The organism is Streptomyces sp. NPDC058864 (assembly GCF_042742985.1).
GTDB lineage: Bacteria > Actinomycetota > Actinomycetes > Streptomycetales > Streptomycetaceae > Actinacidiphila.
The window spans coordinates 51,797-68,912 of the sequence record NZ_JBHYMQ010000029.1; the positions used below are offsets into that span (position 1 = coordinate 51,797).

The window sequence follows — 17,116 nt, forward strand, 5'->3', positions numbered from 1 at the left end:
GCGGGCCCGCTCAGTCCGCGGCGCCGGGCAGCACCGACCGGAGCCCGCCCAGCAGATGGGCCCGGAAGGCCGCGTCCTGGTAGGCCTCCGCGGAGTGCCCCAGCGCGGTGTAGAAGACGGGTCCTCCGCCGTATTCGTGGCACCAGACCAGCGGATGGTCGGTGCCCATCGAACCGCCCGAGTACGAGGACTCGTCGGCGGAGGCCAGGACCCGCACCCCGGGGCGGGGGCTGCGGTCGAAGTCGTACCACTCGTCGGTGACCTTCCAGGCCGCGCCGAGGTGCGCGGTGGCCGGATGGGCGGTGTCCTCGACCAGGACCGTGCCCGTCTGCAGCGGTGGATGCCCGGTGAAGCGGGCGCCCAGCAACTCCCCGTAGTACGGCCAGTCGTACTCCGTGCAGGCGGCGGCGTGCACGCCCATGAAACCGGCGCCGTCAGCGTGGTGCGCCGCGAGGGCGGCCCGGCCCGCGTCGCCGAGTACCGCCCCGCTGGTGGACAGGAACACCACGGCGTCGTACGGCCGCAGGCCGGCCCCCTCGAAGTCCTCGGGCCGTTCGGTGGCGTCCACCCGGAAGCCGTGCCCGGCTCCCAGCTCGGTGAGGGCCCTGACGCCGTCGGGGATCGACTCGTGCCGGTAGTCGGTGGTGCGGGTGTAGACGAGCACACGGGGGTCGCGGCGGGACAATCGGCTCTCCCAGGACGGTGACGGACGGCGAGCGGCGCCCACCAGTCTCCCCGGCGCCGCCCGGGCGTCAACCGCGGCCCGGCGTCAACGGCGGCCCGGTGTCAACGGCGGCGCGCCTCCCGTCAGTGCCCGATGCTGTCGATCAGCTCGCGGGCACCCTGCCGCAGCAGCGCCACGGCGACCGACGTGCCGAGGGTGGCGGGGTCGAGGGGGCCCGCCCATTCGTGGGCGTCGAGGACGGTCTTGCCGTCCGGGGAGAAGACCCGCGCCCGGAGCGAGAGCCGGCCGTCGCGTTCGGCGTGGGCGTATCCCGCGATCGGGCTGTTGCAGTGGCCCTGCAGGACGTGCAGGAACATCCGCTCGGCCGTGGTCTCCCGGTGAGCGGCCGGGTCGCCGAGGTCGCTCACGACGTCGATCGTCTCGCCGTCGCCCTCCCGGCACTGCAGGGCGAGGACGCCCGCGCCGATCGGCGGGATCATCGTCTCCACCGGCAGCACCTCGCTGATGGCGTCGGTCCTGCCGATCCGCTCCAGCCCGGACACGGCCAGGAGCAGCGCGTCCGCCTCGCCCGCCGCGAGCTTCTCCAGGCGGCGGTTGGCGTTGCCCCGCATGGGGACGCAGGTCAGGTGCGGGTGCGAGGCCATGATCTGCGCGATACGGCGCACGGAGGAGGTGCCGATGCGCGTGCCGGGCGGGAGCCGGTCGAGCGTGAGGCCGCCGAAATGCACCAGGGCGTCACGGATGTCGTCCCGCTTCAGGAAGGCGGCGAAGACCGTCCCGGCGGGCAGCGGCCGGTCGGCGGGCACGTCCTTCACGCAGTGGACGGCCAGGTCGGCCCTCCCCTCCAGCAGCGCGGCGTCGACCTCCTTGGTGAACGCGCCCTTGCCGCCCAGCCGGGCGAGGTCGCCCATCCAGCGGTCACCGGACGTCGTGACGGGCACGACCTCCGTCCGGATGGCGGGGTGGAGCGCGGCCAGCTCGGTGCGTACGCGCTCGACCTGGGCCAGCGCCATCGGGGAGGAGCGGGAGACGATGCGGATCAGCTCGGGGACTGCCATGCGCCCACGGTACGGCGTCCGGCCCGCGCCCCGCGCAACAGCCCCAACCCCGCACGCGGGGGCTGCGGCGGGGCTAGTGTGTCCCGCGGCACCCGTCGGGAGGGCGCCGGCGCGCGGATGTGGCGCCACCGGGACGGGCGACGGGGTAAGCGCACCATGACGCAGGAACGGCCCTCGCCCGCCGCGGTGTCCCCCGAACCGGCGACGCCCGCCGCCGTCACCGCCGTTCCGGTCCGCCGCTTCCGGGCTCTTGCGCCGCGGCACCGCCGCCCGCTGTACGTCCTTGCCGTGCTGGCACTCCTCGCGCAGATGGCCCTCGCGATGGTCACGACCGCCGTCCAGCAGACGCCCACCATCGACGAGCCGGTGTACGTGGGCACCGCGACGGTCTACCTGCACGAGCACAGCCTGCGTTTCAACCCCGAGCACCCGCCGCTCGGCAAGCTGGTCATCGCCAGTGGCCTGGTGTTCGCCCACCCGCACCTCGACCCGGCCTTCGAGGGCGACCAGACCGAGCTCGGGCGCAGCGTGCTCTACGAGTCGGGGAACGACCCGTGGCGCCTGATGCTGGCGGCCCGGCTGCCGGTGATCGTGCTGACGCTGCTGTTCGGGCTGGTGGTCCTCGCGTTCGCGCGCGACCTCACCGGGCCCGCCGGCGGGCTGCTCGCGCTCGCCCTGTACGCGTTCTCACCGGATGTCATCGCGCACGGCTCGCTCGCCACGCTGGACGTCCCGGCGGCAGGTTTCCTGCTGACGTCGGTGTGGGCGCTGTGGCGGGCCCGGCAGCGTCCCCGGCTCCATCTGCCGCTCGCCGGTGCGGCGTTGGGCGCGGCGCTCGCCACGCGGATGAGCGCGCTGCCCGCGGTGCCGGTCCTGCTGCTCCTGGCCGCGCTGTCGGTGTGGCACGCGGGCGGACGGGGCGCGGAGCGGCCCGGTACCGCCCGGTCGCTGCGGCGCGCCGCCATCGCGGCGGGCGGGGTCGGGCTCCTCGCGGTCGCGGTGGTGTGGGCGGCCTACCTCGTCGTCGACCCGCGGCTGCGCTGGACGGCGCCGGACACCTTGCCGGCCCTGCACGGCCTGCGGGCCCTGGCCGTGGACGCGCTCCCGCTCCCCCGCGCGTACCGGGACGGCATGGCGGTCCAGTTCGGCTTCGAGGACTCGACCTTCGAGGGCTTCCTCTTCGGCCGCCACTACCGCGGGGCGCTCTGGTACTACCTGCCCGCCGCGGTGCTGGTGAAGACCCCGCTCGGCATGCTCGCCCTGTGGCTCGCCGGCACCGCCGCGCTGCTCGCCGTCCCCCGGCTGCGCCCCGCCGCCCCGTACCTGCTCGTCCCCGCGGCCGTGCTGACGGCGGCCGCCATGACCGGCTCGCGGGACTTCGGGGTCCGCTACGTGGTCTTCCTGCCGCTGTTCGGGGCGGTCGCCGCGGCCTGCGTCACGGCCCTGCGACGGCGGTGGGCGCACGTGGCGGCCGCGGCGCTCGTCGTCTTCGTCGCCGTCAGTTCGCTGCGGACCTTCCCCTTCTACCTGCAGTACTCCAACGAGGCCTTCGGCGGCACGGCGAACACCCATCTGCGGCTGCACGACTCCAACGTCGACTGGGGCCAGGACCTGGGCCGTCTCGCCGACCGGCTCCGCGAGGAGTACCCCGGCGAGACGGTGTGGCTGGTCTACAAGGGCAGCGGAGTGCCCGCCCACTACGGCATCCACGCCGCCGACCCGCGCACGGTCCCCGAGGACCGGGTGCACGGGCTGCTCGTGGTGTCGGACTCGGCCGTCGCCAAGGCGGAGGGCCGGCTGGCGGAGCTCATCGCAGGCAGCGAGCCGGTCGACGAGGTGGGGCACTCGATCACGATCTACCGCCGCGACTGACCGCCTCCCGGCGCCGCCCCGTTCACCGGTCCGGGAGGGCGGCGCCGGGCGCCGTGACGTCAGGGCTTGCGTGCCACGACGGCGTAGACGTTGATGTCCGCGTCGGTGACGTCGGTGATGCTGCGGTAGCGGATCGCGTCGATGTCCTCGAGGCCCTCGACGAACTCCGGGGAGGCGTCGGCGTGGGTGGCGAGGGTGTCGTCGGCGTTGTCCGGGCGCCAGTGGTGTACGGGGACGAGGCCGGGCTCCACGATCTCCAGGCCGTTGTCCGTGACGAAGCGCAGGACCTCGGCGTGCTCGCGGAGCACGAACGAGAAGCCGCGGTCCTGGTAGGTCTTGGCGACCTTGGCGATCTGCTCCGCGTTGAGGTCGGAGGTGAGGTGGCTCAGCACGAGGTGGCTGCCCGAGGGCAGCGCGTCGACGAGGTGCTTGACGATGCCGTACGCCTCGTCGTCCTCGACGAAGTGCAGGACCGCCACGAGCACGAGCGCCACCGGCTCGGCGAGGTCCAGCGTGCCGGCCGCCTCGCGCAGGATCGCGGCGGGGTCGCGCAGGTCCGCGTCGATGTAGTCGGTCCGGCCCTCGGGGCCGCTGGTCAGCAGGGCGCGCGCGTGGGCCAGCACCACGGGGTCGTTGTCGACGTACACGACCCGCGCCTCGGGGACGATGCGCTGCGCGATCTGGTGCACGTTCTCCTGCGTGGGCAGTCCGGTGCCGATGTCGAGGAACTGGCGGATGCCGGTCTCGCCCGCGATGTGGTTCACCGCGCGGCGCAGGAAGTCCCGGTTGTGCCGCACGTCCAGGTAGCCCCGGGGATTGGCGGCCAGCGCGGCCGCGGCCGCCTCGCGGTCGACGGGGTAGTTGTCCTTGCCGCCGAGGAAGACGTCGTAGACGCGCGCCGGATGCGCCTTGGTGGTGTCGATCCGCCTGCGGAGCTGCTCGGCGGAGTCGTAGTCGTTGGGAGCGTCGCTGCCGCTGGTCATGGCCATCCCCTGGAGACTCGAATACGCGATCTGATCTGCACACAACTTAGCTGGTGAAACGGCGAGTTGGTGCCACCGCTCCCGACTCGCGCGGGCCGTCCGGGCGGGGGGAGGCGCAGAAAGGCCGGAACGGGTCTGCCGTTGGGCGTACCCGATCGTTGACCTTGGTGACCGCACGTCCCCGGAACCGCCCTGGAGGCTCGCTTGACCTCGATCCACGCCGCTGAACCGGCCGCAGAACCCCGCAACGCCTCGGTGCTCGTCCACAACGACCGGGGCGAGTACCTCCTGCACCTGCGTGACCACCGTCCGGACATCCGGAACCCCGGTACGTGGTCGCTGCTCGGCGGCGGCCGTGAGCCGGACGACGCGTCCCTGGAGGCCACGGCCCGCCGGGAACTGCGCGAGGAGGCAGGGCTCGACCTGCCGGAGCTGCGCGCCTTCGCGGTGGAGCACGTCCACGACCGGGGAGGGGCGCTCCTCCCGGTCCAGGTGTTCACCGCCCGCTGGAACGGCGACCCGGACGGCCTGGAACCGACGGAAGGCGTCATGCTCCGGTGGTTCCGGCCCGAGGTCATGCCGCGGCTCCGGCTGGGGCACGCGACCCTGGAGCTCGTCCGCCGGCACGCCGGCCCGGCCGCCGCGCCGGGCACGCGGTCCCCGGCGGGCGGCCGGAGCGTGCTGAACGTCGTCGGCGCGCACCTGTACCTGGAGAACCCCGCCGGTGAGGTCCTGCTCGGACTCCGCCACCCCGACTCCGCATTCGCCGGCGGCCAGTGGCACTTCCCCGCCGGACACTGCGAACGGGAGAGCGCCGTCGCGTGCCTGGTCCGGGAAGCGGAGGAGGAGGCCGGCCTGCGGATCAGGCCGGAGGACGCGGAATTCGCGCACGCCGTCCACCTCGTGGACGCGGGCGGAGGCCCGCCCCGGATGCAACTGGTCTTCCGCGTACGTCGCTGGCAGGGCGAACCGGTGGTCCGTGAGCCCGACAAGTGCCTCTCGTGGCGCTGGTGGCACCCGGACGCCCTCCCCGAACGCCTCGTGCCGTACACGCGGGCCGCGATCGAGGGCATCCGGGCGGGCCGCCCCTACACCGAGTCGGGCTGGGCATGACCCCCGTCCCGCGCGACCCGGAACCCGCGGCGCGCCGCCTCACGAACGCGTCCTCACCCGGCCGGCGCGAGCGCGAGGGGCGGTGAGGGCAGCCCGAAGTGGTCGGCGATGATGCGCACCGTGTGGGTGCCGTCGGCGTTGAAGGCGGGGTCCGCGTCGTACCGCGAGGTGTCCCGGCCCACGATGCCCGCGTCCAGGAGTGCGCGGACGAGCAGGTCGGCCGAGCCGCCCGCGCGCCGGGACTCGCGGCGCATGCCGAAGTTGAAGTAGGTCCCCTCGAAACCGCCCGAAGCGTGGGTGAACTGGCACCAGGGGCGTCAGCCGGACGCCGGTGCGCTCTCCCGCTCGTCGAAGGTGAGCTCGGGCGGCGGCCTGCGGAAGCCGCGGGTCAGGTAGGCGAGGTAGGCGACGCCGAGGGCGAGCCAGATGACGCCGAGGGTGAGGGCCTTGCCGTCGAGGTGCAGCAGGAGCCAGAGGTCGATCAGGGCGCCGACGCCGGGGACGACGGCGTAGCCGAAGAGGCCGACGGGCTCGCCGGCGCGGCGCTTGCGGAGGAAGGTCGCGATCACGCTGAGGTTGACGAAGGTGAAGGCGGTGAAGGCGCCGAAGTTGATGAAGGAGGTGGAGGTGGCGACGTCGAGACGGAGGGCGATGAGACCGACCAGGCCGGTCAGCAGGATGTTGAAGGCCGGCGTCAGGTGGCGGGGGTGGATGTAGCCGAACACCTTGCGGGGCAGCACGTTGTCGCGGCCCATCGCGTACAGCAGGCGGGAGGTGCTGGCCTGGGCGGCGACGCCGGAGGCGAACTGCGCGACGACGAGCCCGGCGAGGAAGACGGACGAGAAGAGGTCGCCGCCGATGGTCCTGGCGATCTCGAAGGCGGCGGAGCTGGGGTCGTCGAAGCTGCTGCCGGGGTGGGCGAGTTGGGTCGTCCAGGCGAGCGCGATGAAGATGCCGCCGCCGATGAGTGCGGTGAGCATGATCGCGCGGGGCATGGTCCTGCGCGGCTCGACGGTCTCCTCGGTGAGCGTGGTGACCGCATCGAAACCGAGGAAGGAGTACGCCGCGATGGCCGCGCCGCCGGAGATCCCGGCCAGCGTGGTGGCGTCGTTGTGGAACGGCCCGCTGCTGAACAGGCCCCCGGCGCCCTCGGCGTGGAAGACGTGCCGCAGTGAGAGCAGCGCGAAGATCACGATGACCAGGATCTGGAACGCCATCAGCAGGGAGTTGGCCCGGTCCGCGGCCTGGATGCCGAACAGGTTGAGCGCCGTGGTGATGACGATGAAGGCGAGGATCCACACCCACATCGGCACCCCCGGCCACTCGGCCTGCAGATAGGCGCCGCCGATCAGCCAGATGACCATGGGCAGGAAGAAGTAGTCCAGGAGCGTGGCCCAGCCGACGAGGAAGCCGGCCCGCCCGTCGATGGAGCGCCGTACGTAGGTGTAGGCGGAGCCGGCGACGGGGTGCTCGGCGGCCATCTTCCCGTAGCTGTAGGCCGTGAAGAGCATGGCGACCAGCGCCAGGGCGTAGGCGGTGGGGACCGCGCCGCCGGTCTTCTCGGCGACGACACCGAAGGTGCCGAGCACGATCAGCGGGGTCATGTAGGCCAGGCCGAAGGAGACGACGGCTCTGAGTCCGAGGGTGCGGGACAGCGCGGGGGCCGTGGTGGCGGAGCGCGCGGCGTTGTCGGTCATCGTGGGGCTCCGGGGATGGGTCAGCCGCGGCGGGCGGGGCGCCAGCTGCGAGGGTCTATGCGCCCGTCGTACAGGGGGAGTTCGAGGGGACGGTCGGTGTCGGTGAACTGGGACCACATGCGGTTGAGGCCGGCCGTGCCATACGTGCGGACGCGGGTGACGTCGTCCAGGTCGAGGACGTCGGTGAGGACGGTCGCGGCGCTGTCGGGCGCCTCGGTGCGGACGCGTCCCTCGGGGTCGACCACGAGGCTGCGGCCGGTGCCCTGCGGCCCGGCGGTGTTGACGCTGACCACGTAGACCTGGTTGGTGATGGCGTTGGCCCGGGCCAGGACGAGTTCCTGGGCACGGTCGCCGGTCGTGGTCATGACGGGGTTGACGATGACCTCGGCGCCCATCCAGGCCAGGTGCCGGGCGACCTCGGGGAACCAGGCGTCGTAGCAGATGGAGAAGCCGACGCGGCCGGCCCCGGGGACGTCGAAGACCACGAACCGGTCGCCCGGGGTGTAGGGCTCGCGGGGGCGCCAGGGGAAGAGCTTGCGGTAGTGCGCGGCGAGCCGCCCCTCGGGCGAGAAGGCGAGCGCCGTGTTGAACAGCTCACCGTCCGGGCCGCGTTCGCAGATGCTGCCGGGCAGCAGCCAGACGCCCAGGTCCCCGGCGATCTCACCGAGACCGCGTACGAGGCGGCCGTCCAGCGGCTCCGCGGACTCGTGCAGTTGCCGCTCGACGTCCGCCGGGTCCCCGTCCGCACCGAACAGGTGCAGTTCGGGGAAGGCCATCAGCCGGGTCTGCGGGAAACGCCCGAGCAGGGCCCCGGCCTCTTCCGCGAAGCCGGACAGGGGTGCCCCCGCCGGGCGGGGCCCGGCCTGGGCGAGGGCCACGGGAAGGGGTCGGGACATGGTTCACCTGCTTCGTTCGAGTGCTCAGGAAATTAGAGCATTCTGATCAGATAAACAAGAGTGCTCAAGGTGAGATGTTTTCCGGTACTACAGTCGGTCCCATGCCCGACACGGAGAACCGGACCGGCCAGGCCGCGACGGCCGCCGGCCCGCCGCTGAGCACCCCCGCCCTGGGCGGCATCCGCCGCCTGTCCGCGCTCGACACGGTGCGCGCCCGGATAGCCATGGCCATCGACCTCGGCCTGCTCGCCCCCGGCGAGCGGCTGCCCGCCGCGGCGGAGATCGCCGCGGCGCTGGACGTCGGCGAGATCACGGTGCGCCGGGCGCTGGTGGCCCTGTGCGACGACGGGCTGCTGGAGCGCCGCCGCGGCCGCAACGGCGGCACGCTGGTCGCGCAGCACCCGGCGAAGGGCTCGGTCAGCGCGGTCGGCAGCTACCGCTCCGACACCGACGCGGTGCGCCGGCTGATCGACCACCGGCTGGTCCTGGAGTGCGGCATCGCCCACCTCGCCGCCGGCCACGCCGACGACGCCGCGCTGCGCGAGCTGGAGCGTCTGGTCGACGCCATGGACCGGGTGACCGGCTGGGCCGAGTTCCACCGCCATGACGAGGAGTTCCACCTCGCCGTCGCCTCCGCCACCGGGACGCCGTCGGTCGTCGTCCCGTACGCGGCGGTCGTGCGCGAGCTCTACCGGTACTACCTGCCCTACCCCCTCGACGCGCTGCGCGCCTCCAACGACGAGCACCGGGCCCTGGTCCGCGCCCTGCGCCAGGGGGACCGGGCGGCCGCGGCAGCGGTCGCCCAGGAGCACGTCCAGACGCTGCACCGGACGATGTTCATCGGCCTGTCCGACGCCGTGCCCGGGCCCTCCGCCACCGCCGGGAGCTGATCCGCCCGCCCCACCAGTACAGTCGAGCCACATGTGCGGCGTGCGCCGCCACAGGGGTGGAGGAGACGTCCGTGGAGGGGCTGGCACTCGTCGCGCTCATGGTCGGTGCGGTGCTGGTCACCGCCGTCGCCCGGCGTCTGGGGGTGTCTCCCCCGCTGCTGCTGGTCGCCGTCGGCCTGTGCGCGTCCTTCGTGCCGGGGATCCCCGCCTACGCCATCGAGCCCGAACTGGTGATGGTGCTGGTCCTGCCCCCGCTGCTGTACTCCTCGGCGCGGGAGAGCTCCTACCTGCGCTTCCGGGACAATCTGCGCCCCATCGGTCTGCTGGCCGTGGGGCTGGTGCTGTTCACCACCGTCGTGATCGGCTACGCGGCATTCTGGCTGGTTCCCGGGCTGCCGCTGGGCTCGGCCCTGGTGCTCGGCGCGGTGCTGTCGCCGCCCGACGCGGTGGCGGCGACCTCCATCGGGCGCCGGCTCGGGCTGCCGCGCCGGCTGCTGACCGTACTCGGCGGCGAGAGCCTGGTGAACGACGCCACCGGGCTGACGGCCTACCGCGTGGCCATCGCGTCCGTGGCGGGCGCCGGCTACACCCTGCTGCAGGGCGTGGGGGTCTTCCTGATGGCGGCCGTCGGAGGCTCGCTGATCGGCCTGGCGATCGGCCGGCTGGCCCGCCTCGGCCACCGCTTCCTGCCCGGTGACCTGGCCAGCGCGCTCGGGCTGCTCGTGCCGTTCCTCGCCTACCTCGTCGGCGAGGAGGCGCACACCTCGGGAGTACTGGCCGTGGTCGTGGCCGGCCTGTACCTGGGACACCGGTCCCCCGACACGGAGGCGACCTCCCGGCTGCAGGTGTACGCGGTGTGGAGCGCCCTCGACACGGTGCTGGAAGCCCTCGTCTTCGCCCTGATCGGCCTGCAGGTGCGGGGCATCGTCGACACCGTCGACACCGGCGTGGGGCAACTGGTCGCGGCCGGTGCCGCGCTGACGGCGGTGACCGTCGCCGCGCGCGTCGTGTGGGTCTACCCCGGGACGTACCTGCCACGGCTGATGTTCCCGCGGATCCGGGCACGCGACCCGTACCCCCCGTGGCAGTACCCGGTGGTCCTCTCCTGGGCGGGCATGCGCGGCGTGGTCTCGCTGGCCGCCGCCTTCGCGGTGCCGGAGACCACCGACAGCGGAGCGCCGTTCCCCGGCCGCGACGAGATCCTGTTCCTGACCTTCTTCGTCACGGTCGGCACGCTGCTGCTGCACGGGATGACGCTGCCCCCGCTCATCCGGCGGCTCGGCATCTGCAACAAGGAGGCGTACGAGGACGCTCTGGCCGAGGCGAACGCCCAGCACAGTGCCGCCCGGGCGGCACTGCAGCGCCTGGAGGAACTGGCCGGGGACCGAGGCTCCCACCAGGCCGTGCTGGAGACCCTCCGGCAGACCGCGGAGGCCCGCCGCAACGCCGCGTGGGAGCGGCTGGGCGGCCCCACCGGTGGGGGCGCGGAGCCGCCGAGCGTGGCCTACCGGCGGCTGCGCCGCGCGATGCTGGACGCCGAACGGCAGGAGTTCGTGCGCTTCCGCGACGAACGGCTCATCGACGACGAGGTGCTGCGCCACGTCATGCGCGAACTGGACCTGGAGGAGGCGGCGCTGCAGCGCGAGTAGCGGTGGGCTCCGGTCTCAGGTCTCAGCCCATGGACTCGTGTACGAAGCACCAGCGCCAGTCCTCGCCCGGCTGGTACGAGCGGATCACGGGGTGGCCGGTGGCCTCGTAGTGCGCGGTGGCGTGCCGCCCCGGAGAGCTGTCGCAGCAGCCGATGTGGCCGCAGGTCAGGCACAGCCGCAGATGGACCCAGTCGTGGTGCCCGGCGGCCAGGCACTCGGCGCAGCCGCCGTCCGGCGGCGTGGCGGCGACGTCGGCCGGGGCCTGCTCGAGATCGGGACATGCTGCTGTTGTCACGCCGGCCCCCTGTGCCGTCTGCGGATCACTGCCGATGGACGCCCCAGGCTACGTCAACCCCGCGCCACGCGCGATCAACGTCCCGGGGCGTCCCGGCGCGGGGCGTCCCGGCGCGGGGCCGACGGCTCAGTCGCGGAGTTCGCCCTCCAGGAGGCCCATGGTGAACATGTCGTACCAGCGGCCGTCGCGCCGGAAGACCTGCCGCAGCCGGCCCTCCTCGACGAAACCGACCTTCCGGTAGACATGGTGCGCCGACGCGTTCTCGGTCACGACGGTGAGCGAGATCTTGTGCAGGCGCATCTTCTCGAAGCCGTAGCGGCACATCGTGCGCATGGCGTCGGTGGCGTAGCCCCGGCCCCAGTACTCCTTCTCGCCGAGGTAGATGTCGAGTTCGGCGCACCCGGTCTCGGGCTCGGCGTCGCGCAGCCGCACCAGGCCTATGAGCCGTCCGTCCTCCTGCGCCTCGATCCCGTAGAGCACGTCGCCGTAGGCGTTGCGGGGCCGCTCCTCCATGCGCTTCCTCACCTGCGCGAGGGGCTGGGCGTAGTCGTCGTCCATCCAGCGCATGACCTCGGGGTCGTGGTTCCAGCGCCACAGCGCCTCGGCGTCCGAAGGCTCCATCGGGCGCAGCGTCACCAGTCGTCCGGGCACCATGGGGCGGCCCCTTCCGGTCGTCATGATCATGGTCGTGGAACCCGACAGAGCTTAGGCCCTGTCGTCAAATGAGCTCCCCCAGCTACCGCTGGGAGGTGCCCCCACCGCCCGAAGGGCGGGCCCAACGGCTCCCCCAGCTTGCGCTGGGAGGTGCCCCCAGTGCGGTGCATCGCAAGGCTGAGAGTCGTCCTCGTAGTGGGCTACTCGGACGATTCGACAACGCAGCGTGGGGGTACCTCCCAGCGGAGCTGGGGGAGCGTCGTTGGGTGGGGGCACCCCCGGCCGAAGGTTGGGGGAGGGCATGTGACGACACGGCCTGGCACGGCCGCCGTCGGGTCCGCAACCGAATGGCCCACCGCGGGGCGGGCGTTCAGCCGGCCTCGGCCCGGCCCTCGGGCTCCGCCGCGAGCACGCGCTCGACGTCGGCCCACGAGGCGCCGTGCTCGGCGAGGACATCCGCGACGACTCCGGGGCCGACGGCCAGGGCGAGCAGGATGTGCTCGTCGCCGATGTGGCGGTCGCCCCGGGCCACGGCGGCCCGCAGCGAGCGCTCCAGGACGCCCTTGGCCCCGCGGGTGAACGGCCGCCGTCCGGCGGGCCGCCACCGCCGGGGCCCGCGGCCGGGGGCGAGCGCGCCGGCGCCGTGGGCGTCCTCCACGCGGGCGACGATCTCGGCGACGTCGATGCCGAGGCCGGCCAGCGCCTCGGCATCGGCCCGTGAGACCCCGCCGCGCCGGCGGGTCTCCCCCAGTGCCTCCTCCAGGGCCTCGCGGCGCCGGTCGACACCCAGCGCGGCAAGGGCTGCGGAGGCCCGGGTACCCCGCCGGTCGAGCAGCGACAGCAGCAGGTGGTCCTCGGCGACCGCCGGGTCGCCCGCCCGTTCGGCGTGCCCGACCGCGCCCTCGACGACCCCGCGAGCGCTCTTGGTGAACTTCTCGAACATCCTCAATGCCTCCCGTACTTCTTGTGCACGGCCTGCCTGCTGACGCCGAGTTCGTGGGCGATCTCCTGCCACGACCACCCCTGCGCCCGCGCGCTCCTGACTTGTACGGTCTCCAGCTGCTCCAGCAGCCGCCGCAGCGCGGCGACGGCCCGCAGCCCGACCCTCGGGTCGCGGTCACCCGCCCGCTCGGCGAGATCGGTTGCCTCGGTCATGCCTGTCAATCTACGTTGACAGGCATGAGGGTGTCAACCCGAGTTGACGGCGGAGCGGCGGGCCGGGCGGCCGCGCGTCAGGCGTTCCCCTGCGCGGCGGCGCGGCGCTGCCGCTTGCCCAGTGGCGCCTGCGAGAGGTCCTCGGCCTGGGACCTCAGGTTCTTGTGGCCGTAGCCGCGCTCGTCCAGCCACGCCCTGGCCGCATCCTCGGCGCGTTCGGCCGCCTCGAGGATGTCCTCCTCCGCCTCCCCGGAGTCGAGGAAGCGGAAGGTGAAGGCGGGGCGTGCCGCGATGTCGTAGGTGAGGTGGCCCTCGGGGGTGAACGCGGCGCGCAGGACGTCGTGCTCCGGTGCGCGGGCGAGGAGTTCGGCGCGCTGCTCGGCGGAAAGTCCGTCGAAGACGCCGCGGACGGTGACGCGGAAGGTACGGGTGCTCATCAGCCGACCTTAAGCAGCTCGTTCCGTTCCGCTCCACCGCATTTCGCGGGGGCGCGGGCCGCGGATCATGCCGGCCGAAAGGACCGCCGCGGCGGCGAAGTCGGCGAAGCCCGGTCCTGCGCCTGCCGGGCGACCGGCCGACCGGCCGACCGACCGGCCAGGGCCCGAGGACGGCGCCGAAACGGCCGCTCGCCGAGGTCCGCCCGATGGCCGTCGGCCGGGTCTCGGCCGTGGAGCCGCCGGCCACCGTCCCGTGGACCGCCGCCCGGTCGCTGGACAGCCGCGGGGCGGTGGGCCGGACGGCCCGGCATTGACGACGAGCAGCAAGGCCGGGCCGGGCCGGGCCGAGCCGCAGCTGCGGCCGGACGCCGCGACACGCACCGGGGCGACGGGCAGCGCGACGGCTCGCCGACTCGGCCCCAAGGGCTCAGCTGTCGCGCGTCACCGCGAGGAGTGCCATGTCGTCGTCGGTCGGCCCGCCCGCGTGCCGGTGCACGTCCTCGAGCAGCGCCTCCAGCAACTCCGACGGCCCGCCGCGCCGCACCCCGGCCAAGCGCGCCAGGGGGTCGTAGAAGCGGCCCCTGGCGTCGCGGGCCTCGGTGACGCCGTCCGTGCACAGCAGCAGCGTCGAACCCGCCGGGAACGGCACCGTGTCCACCGCCGCGTCCCCTTCCCCCAGCCCCTCCGCCAGGAGCATTCCGTACTCCGACGGCTCGGCGGAACGCACCTGTCCGCGCCGCAGCAGCAGCGGCGCCGGGTGCCCGAGGTTCACCAGCCGTACGTGCTCGCCGCCGTGCGGGAACTCGGCCAGGACCGCGCTGGCGAACCACTCCAGCCGCTCGCCGTCCTCGCGCCGGCCCAACTCCCGGCACAGCGCCCGCAGCATCTCCCCCGCCACGTCCGCCAGGGTCGCCTGCTCGTCGGCCGCCATCCGGAAGCTCCCGAGGACCAGCGTCGCCGCCTCCACGGCGTCCAGGCCCTTGCCCCGTACGTCCCCCACGATGCAGCGCAGCCCGTAGGGCGTGTCCTGGACGGCGTAGAGGTCCCCGCCGATCTCGGCCTCCGCCTCCGCCGCCTCGTAGCGCGCCGCGATCCTCAGGTCGCCGACCCGCGCGGGCGGTTCGGGGAGCACGGCGCGCTGCACGGCCGCCGTGATCGAGCGCGCGGAACGCAACCGGGACTCCCGCGCCACCAGCAGCCGGTTGATGAACACCGCGACCACCGAGACCAGCGAGACGGTCAGCAGTTCGCTCATACCGCTCAGGCCGCGCAGCCGCCCGAAGTGGGCCAGGACCGCCGTGTCCGCGCCGATCGCCACCAGGCCGACCACCATCGTCGCCCGCATCGACAGCAGCGGCGCCGCGAGCACCGGGGCCACGGAGTAGAAGGCGGCGCTCGTGTACATCGTCGGCGTGAGGAGGTCCACGAAGAGGCCCCCGACCAGCACCACGACGGGAAGCAGGCGGACGTACCAGGCCACCTCGGCCGGGCCGCCGAAGCCCTCGTCCTCGGCCCTCCCCACGCACCCTCCCGCTCTCTCCCGCCGGCGATCCCTTCAGGCTTCCCGGCAATCGCCGCCGCGGCCACCGCAGGCCCTCCCCCGGAGTGAACCGCCCGGTGGGAGCCCGGCCGGCCGGGGCGTGGACCCGTCTGGCCCCATGCGGCTTCAGCCCGGGGCCGAAATTGTCGATCATTGCAGCAGGACGCACGGAACTGGTTCCCGACACCGCCGAGGAGTCGCGCCGATGACGACGTGGACGAAGGACGAACTGGACCGGATCGAGCACGCCGACGAGCTCGCCATCGCGCCCCGGCGCGGCCCCGGAACCCTCGACCCGCCGACCACCATCTGGGTGGTCCGCGACGGTGCCGACCTCTACGTACGGGCCTACCACGGGCGCGGCGGCACATGGTTCCGCGCCGCCCAGGACCGGCACGAGGGGCGGATCAGCGCGGGCGGCGTCGAGCGGGACGTCACCTTCGTCGAGGTCGACGACCCGGCAGTGGGCGAACGGCTCGACGCCGCCTACCGTGGCAAGTACGGCCGCTACAGCGCGGAGTACGTGGAGCCCATGGTGGCCGGCACCGCGCGCGCCGCGACGCTCAAGCTCGTACCGCGCTGAGCGCGCCCGCACGGCGGAACACGGGTCAGACATGACGACCATGGTCATCGTCGGCGCGGGGCGGGGCCTGGGCGCCGCCGTGGCGCGCCAGTTCGGCAGCGACGGTTTCGACGTCGCGCTCGTCGCCCGCGACCAGGAGCGGCTGGACACGCTGGCGGCCGCCCTGGACAAGGACGGGGTGAACGCGCAGGGCTTCGCGGCCGACGTGCGCGACCCGCTCGGCCTCGGCGCCGCGCTGGACGCCGCCGCGGCCGCGCTCGGGCCGATCGAGGTGCTGCAGTACAGTCCTGCGCCGCACGGCGACTTCATGAGGCCCCTCCTGGAGACCACCGCGGCCGACTTCGCGGGGCCCCTGGAGTTCTCCCTGTACGGCGCGGTCACGGCCGTCCACGCGGTGCTGCCCGACATGCGCTTCCTGGGCCGCGGCACGATCCTCTTCGTCAACGGCGGCAGCGCGGTACGGCCGCTGCCCGCCCGCGCGGGGACCTCCGTGGCCTACGCGGCGGAGAGCGCCTACGCCCGGATGCTGCACGACACGCTGGCCGCGGAGGACATCCACGTCGCGCAGCTGATCGTCCCCGGGGTCATCACGCCCGGACACCCCAGCAACGATCCCGCCGCACTCGCGAGCGCCCTGTGGGCCCTGCACCGCGACCGAACCGGGTTCCGGCACTTCGCCGGCGTACTGGAGGACAACACCTGACCAGCCGCACGCCCCTCCCCCAAGCACACCGAACAGGACCACCCCGAACGGCCGCCCCGGCGGCGAGCCGACTTCGGGGGTGACGGTACGTGAGGTAGACAACCAGCGCGGACACGGACGGTGCGGGTCCGCCGATCGCGCCGCCACCCCGAGGAGCCAGCCGTGAGCCAGGAGTTCTCCGGATCCACCGCCCTCGTCACCGGGGCCACCGCCGGCATCGGGCGGGGGGTGGCGCTGCGGCTGGCGGCGCTGGGCGCCGAGGTCGTCGTCCACGGGCGGGACCCGGAACGCGGTGCGGAGGTCGTGGCGGAGGTGGGAGACGCGGGCGGGCGCGCCCGGTTCGTCGCCGCGGACCTGTCCGATCCGGGTGACGTGCTGCGCCTCGCCGAGGCGGCGGGCGCGGTGGACGTACTGGTCAACAACGCGGGCCTCTACCGGTTCGCCGGCGCCGCCGATTCCACGGCCGGGATGTTCGACCTCCACATGGCCGTCAACGCCCGGGCGCCCATGCTGCTGGTCGGGGCCCTGGCGCCGGGCATGGCGGCGCGCGGCCGCGGAGCGGTCGTCAATCTGAGCACCATGGCGGCGAGCATCCCCGCGCGCGGGGCCGCCGTCTACGGGGCCTCGAAGGCCGCGCTGGAGATCATGACCCGCGTGTGGGCCGACGAGTTCGGGGCCCGCGGGGTACGGGTGAACGCCGTGGCCGCCGGGCCGGTCCGCACCCCCGGAACGGTGGAGATGGGCGTGGACACGCTGGCGGCCATCGCGCACAACACCGTCCTGGACCGGGTCGCCGAACTCGACGAGATCGTCGAGGCGATCGTCTTCATGGCCTCGGACCGCGCGGGATACGTCACCGGCGCCGTACTCGACGCATACGGCGGCCGGCAGGCGATCGGCTGACGG

Annotated in this window: 19 protein-coding genes; 7 read left to right on the top strand and 12 right to left on the bottom strand. The window is 73.7% G+C overall.

What is annotated here, in order from left to right:
• Positions 1 to 10: 10 nt before the first annotated feature.
• Positions 11 to 685, bottom strand: coding sequence for a ThuA domain-containing protein (locus tag ACFW3D_RS22310; protein ID WP_500506216.1), 675 nt, complete (start codon positions 683 to 685; stop codon positions 11 to 13).
• A 122-nt stretch (positions 686 to 807) separates the two neighbouring features.
• Complete coding sequence (gene hemC / locus ACFW3D_RS22315) at positions 808 to 1,743, bottom strand: hydroxymethylbilane synthase (protein WP_500506219.1); 936 nt, start codon at positions 1,741 to 1,743, stop codon at positions 808 to 810.
• 156 nt (positions 1,744 to 1,899) lie between these two features.
• On the opposite strand from hemC, the gene ACFW3D_RS22320 reads away from it, so the two are divergent.
• Entirely contained in the window at positions 1,900 to 3,615 is a 1,716-nt protein-coding gene (locus ACFW3D_RS22320) for an ArnT family glycosyltransferase (RefSeq protein WP_500506221.1), read from the top strand.
• A gap of 59 nt (positions 3,616 to 3,674) precedes the next feature.
• On the opposite strand, the gene ACFW3D_RS22325 is transcribed toward ACFW3D_RS22320, so the two are convergent.
• Positions 3,675 to 4,598, bottom strand: coding sequence for an SAM-dependent methyltransferase (locus tag ACFW3D_RS22325; RefSeq protein ID WP_500506303.1), 924 nt, complete (start codon positions 4,596 to 4,598; stop codon positions 3,675 to 3,677).
• A gap of 204 nt (positions 4,599 to 4,802) precedes the next feature.
• On the opposite strand from ACFW3D_RS22325, the gene ACFW3D_RS22330 reads away from it, so the two are divergent.
• Complete coding sequence (locus ACFW3D_RS22330) at positions 4,803 to 5,711, top strand: NUDIX hydrolase (RefSeq protein WP_500506224.1); 909 nt, start codon at positions 4,803 to 4,805, stop codon at positions 5,709 to 5,711.
• Positions 5,712 to 5,764: 53 nt separating this feature from the next.
• On the opposite strand, the gene ACFW3D_RS22335 is transcribed toward ACFW3D_RS22330, so the two are convergent.
• From ACFW3D_RS22335 to ACFW3D_RS22345, 3 genes are all read right to left on the bottom strand, one after another.
• The gene (locus ACFW3D_RS22335; RefSeq protein WP_500506227.1) at positions 5,765 to 5,965 is read right to left on the bottom strand and encodes a hypothetical protein; all 201 of its coding nucleotides are present in this window, start codon (positions 5,963 to 5,965) and stop codon (positions 5,765 to 5,767) included.
• A gap of 63 nt (positions 5,966 to 6,028) precedes the next feature.
• The gene (locus ACFW3D_RS22340) at positions 6,029 to 7,408 is read right to left on the bottom strand and encodes an APC family permease (protein WP_500506230.1); all 1,380 of its coding nucleotides are present in this window, start codon (positions 7,406 to 7,408) and stop codon (positions 6,029 to 6,031) included.
• Between the two features lie 20 nt (positions 7,409 to 7,428).
• On the bottom strand, positions 7,429 to 8,304 hold the full coding sequence (locus tag ACFW3D_RS22345; protein ID WP_500506233.1) for a carbon-nitrogen hydrolase family protein: 876 nt from the start codon (positions 8,302 to 8,304) through the stop codon (positions 7,429 to 7,431).
• Positions 8,305 to 8,405: 101 nt separating this feature from the next.
• Between ACFW3D_RS22345 and ACFW3D_RS22350 the strand changes: the two genes are divergently transcribed.
• Positions 8,406 to 9,194 carry a FadR/GntR family transcriptional regulator gene (locus ACFW3D_RS22350; RefSeq protein ID WP_500506235.1) on the top strand — a complete coding sequence of 263 codons (789 nt, stop codon included), beginning with the start codon at positions 8,406 to 8,408 and terminating at the stop codon, positions 9,192 to 9,194.
• A 71-nt stretch (positions 9,195 to 9,265) separates the two neighbouring features.
• A complete protein-coding gene (locus tag ACFW3D_RS22355; RefSeq protein WP_500506238.1) occupies positions 9,266 to 10,843 on the top strand; it encodes a Na+/H+ antiporter in 1,578 nt (525 codons plus the stop codon).
• Between the two features lie 22 nt (positions 10,844 to 10,865).
• On the opposite strand, the gene ACFW3D_RS22360 is transcribed toward ACFW3D_RS22355, so the two are convergent.
• The 6 genes from ACFW3D_RS22360 to ACFW3D_RS22385 all read right to left on the bottom strand — a co-directional run bounded on the left by ACFW3D_RS22360 (position 10,866) and on the right by ACFW3D_RS22385 (position 14,906).
• A complete protein-coding gene (locus tag ACFW3D_RS22360; protein WP_500506240.1) occupies positions 10,866 to 11,138 on the bottom strand; it encodes a UBP-type zinc finger domain-containing protein in 273 nt (90 codons plus the stop codon).
• A 126-nt stretch (positions 11,139 to 11,264) separates the two neighbouring features.
• Positions 11,265 to 11,792 carry a GNAT family N-acetyltransferase gene (locus tag ACFW3D_RS22365; RefSeq protein WP_500506242.1) on the bottom strand — a complete coding sequence of 176 codons (528 nt, stop codon included), beginning with the start codon at positions 11,790 to 11,792 and terminating at the stop codon, positions 11,265 to 11,267.
• 370 nt (positions 11,793 to 12,162) lie between these two features.
• Complete coding sequence (locus ACFW3D_RS22370; protein WP_500506244.1) at positions 12,163 to 12,735, bottom strand: Clp protease N-terminal domain-containing protein; 573 nt, start codon at positions 12,733 to 12,735, stop codon at positions 12,163 to 12,165.
• 2 nt (positions 12,736 to 12,737) lie between these two features.
• Positions 12,738 to 12,947 (bottom strand): HTH domain-containing protein, encoded by a 210-nt coding sequence (locus ACFW3D_RS22375; protein ID WP_018557908.1) that lies wholly within the window; start codon positions 12,945 to 12,947, stop codon positions 12,738 to 12,740.
• Between the two features lie 77 nt (positions 12,948 to 13,024).
• On the bottom strand, positions 13,025 to 13,384 hold the full coding sequence (locus ACFW3D_RS22380) for a DUF6204 family protein (protein ID WP_500506246.1): 360 nt from the start codon (positions 13,382 to 13,384) through the stop codon (positions 13,025 to 13,027).
• Positions 13,385 to 13,811: 427 nt separating this feature from the next.
• Positions 13,812 to 14,906 (bottom strand): PP2C family protein-serine/threonine phosphatase, encoded by a 1,095-nt coding sequence (locus ACFW3D_RS22385; protein WP_500506249.1) that lies wholly within the window; start codon positions 14,904 to 14,906, stop codon positions 13,812 to 13,814.
• Between the two features lie 223 nt (positions 14,907 to 15,129).
• Here ACFW3D_RS22385 and ACFW3D_RS22390 point away from each other — a divergent pair, with 223 nt between their 5' ends.
• The 3 genes from ACFW3D_RS22390 (at position 15,130) to ACFW3D_RS22400 (ending at position 17,113) form a co-directional block, all read left to right on the top strand.
• On the top strand, positions 15,130 to 15,507 hold the full coding sequence (locus ACFW3D_RS22390) for a DUF2255 family protein (protein ID WP_500506252.1): 378 nt from the start codon (positions 15,130 to 15,132) through the stop codon (positions 15,505 to 15,507).
• 31 nt (positions 15,508 to 15,538) lie between these two features.
• The gene (locus tag ACFW3D_RS22395) at positions 15,539 to 16,210 is read left to right on the top strand and encodes an SDR family NAD(P)-dependent oxidoreductase (RefSeq protein WP_500506255.1); all 672 of its coding nucleotides are present in this window, start codon (positions 15,539 to 15,541) and stop codon (positions 16,208 to 16,210) included.
• Between the two features lie 162 nt (positions 16,211 to 16,372).
• The gene (locus ACFW3D_RS22400; protein ID WP_500506258.1) at positions 16,373 to 17,113 is read left to right on the top strand and encodes an SDR family NAD(P)-dependent oxidoreductase; all 741 of its coding nucleotides are present in this window, start codon (positions 16,373 to 16,375) and stop codon (positions 17,111 to 17,113) included.
• Positions 17,114 to 17,116: the final 3 nt, after the last annotated feature.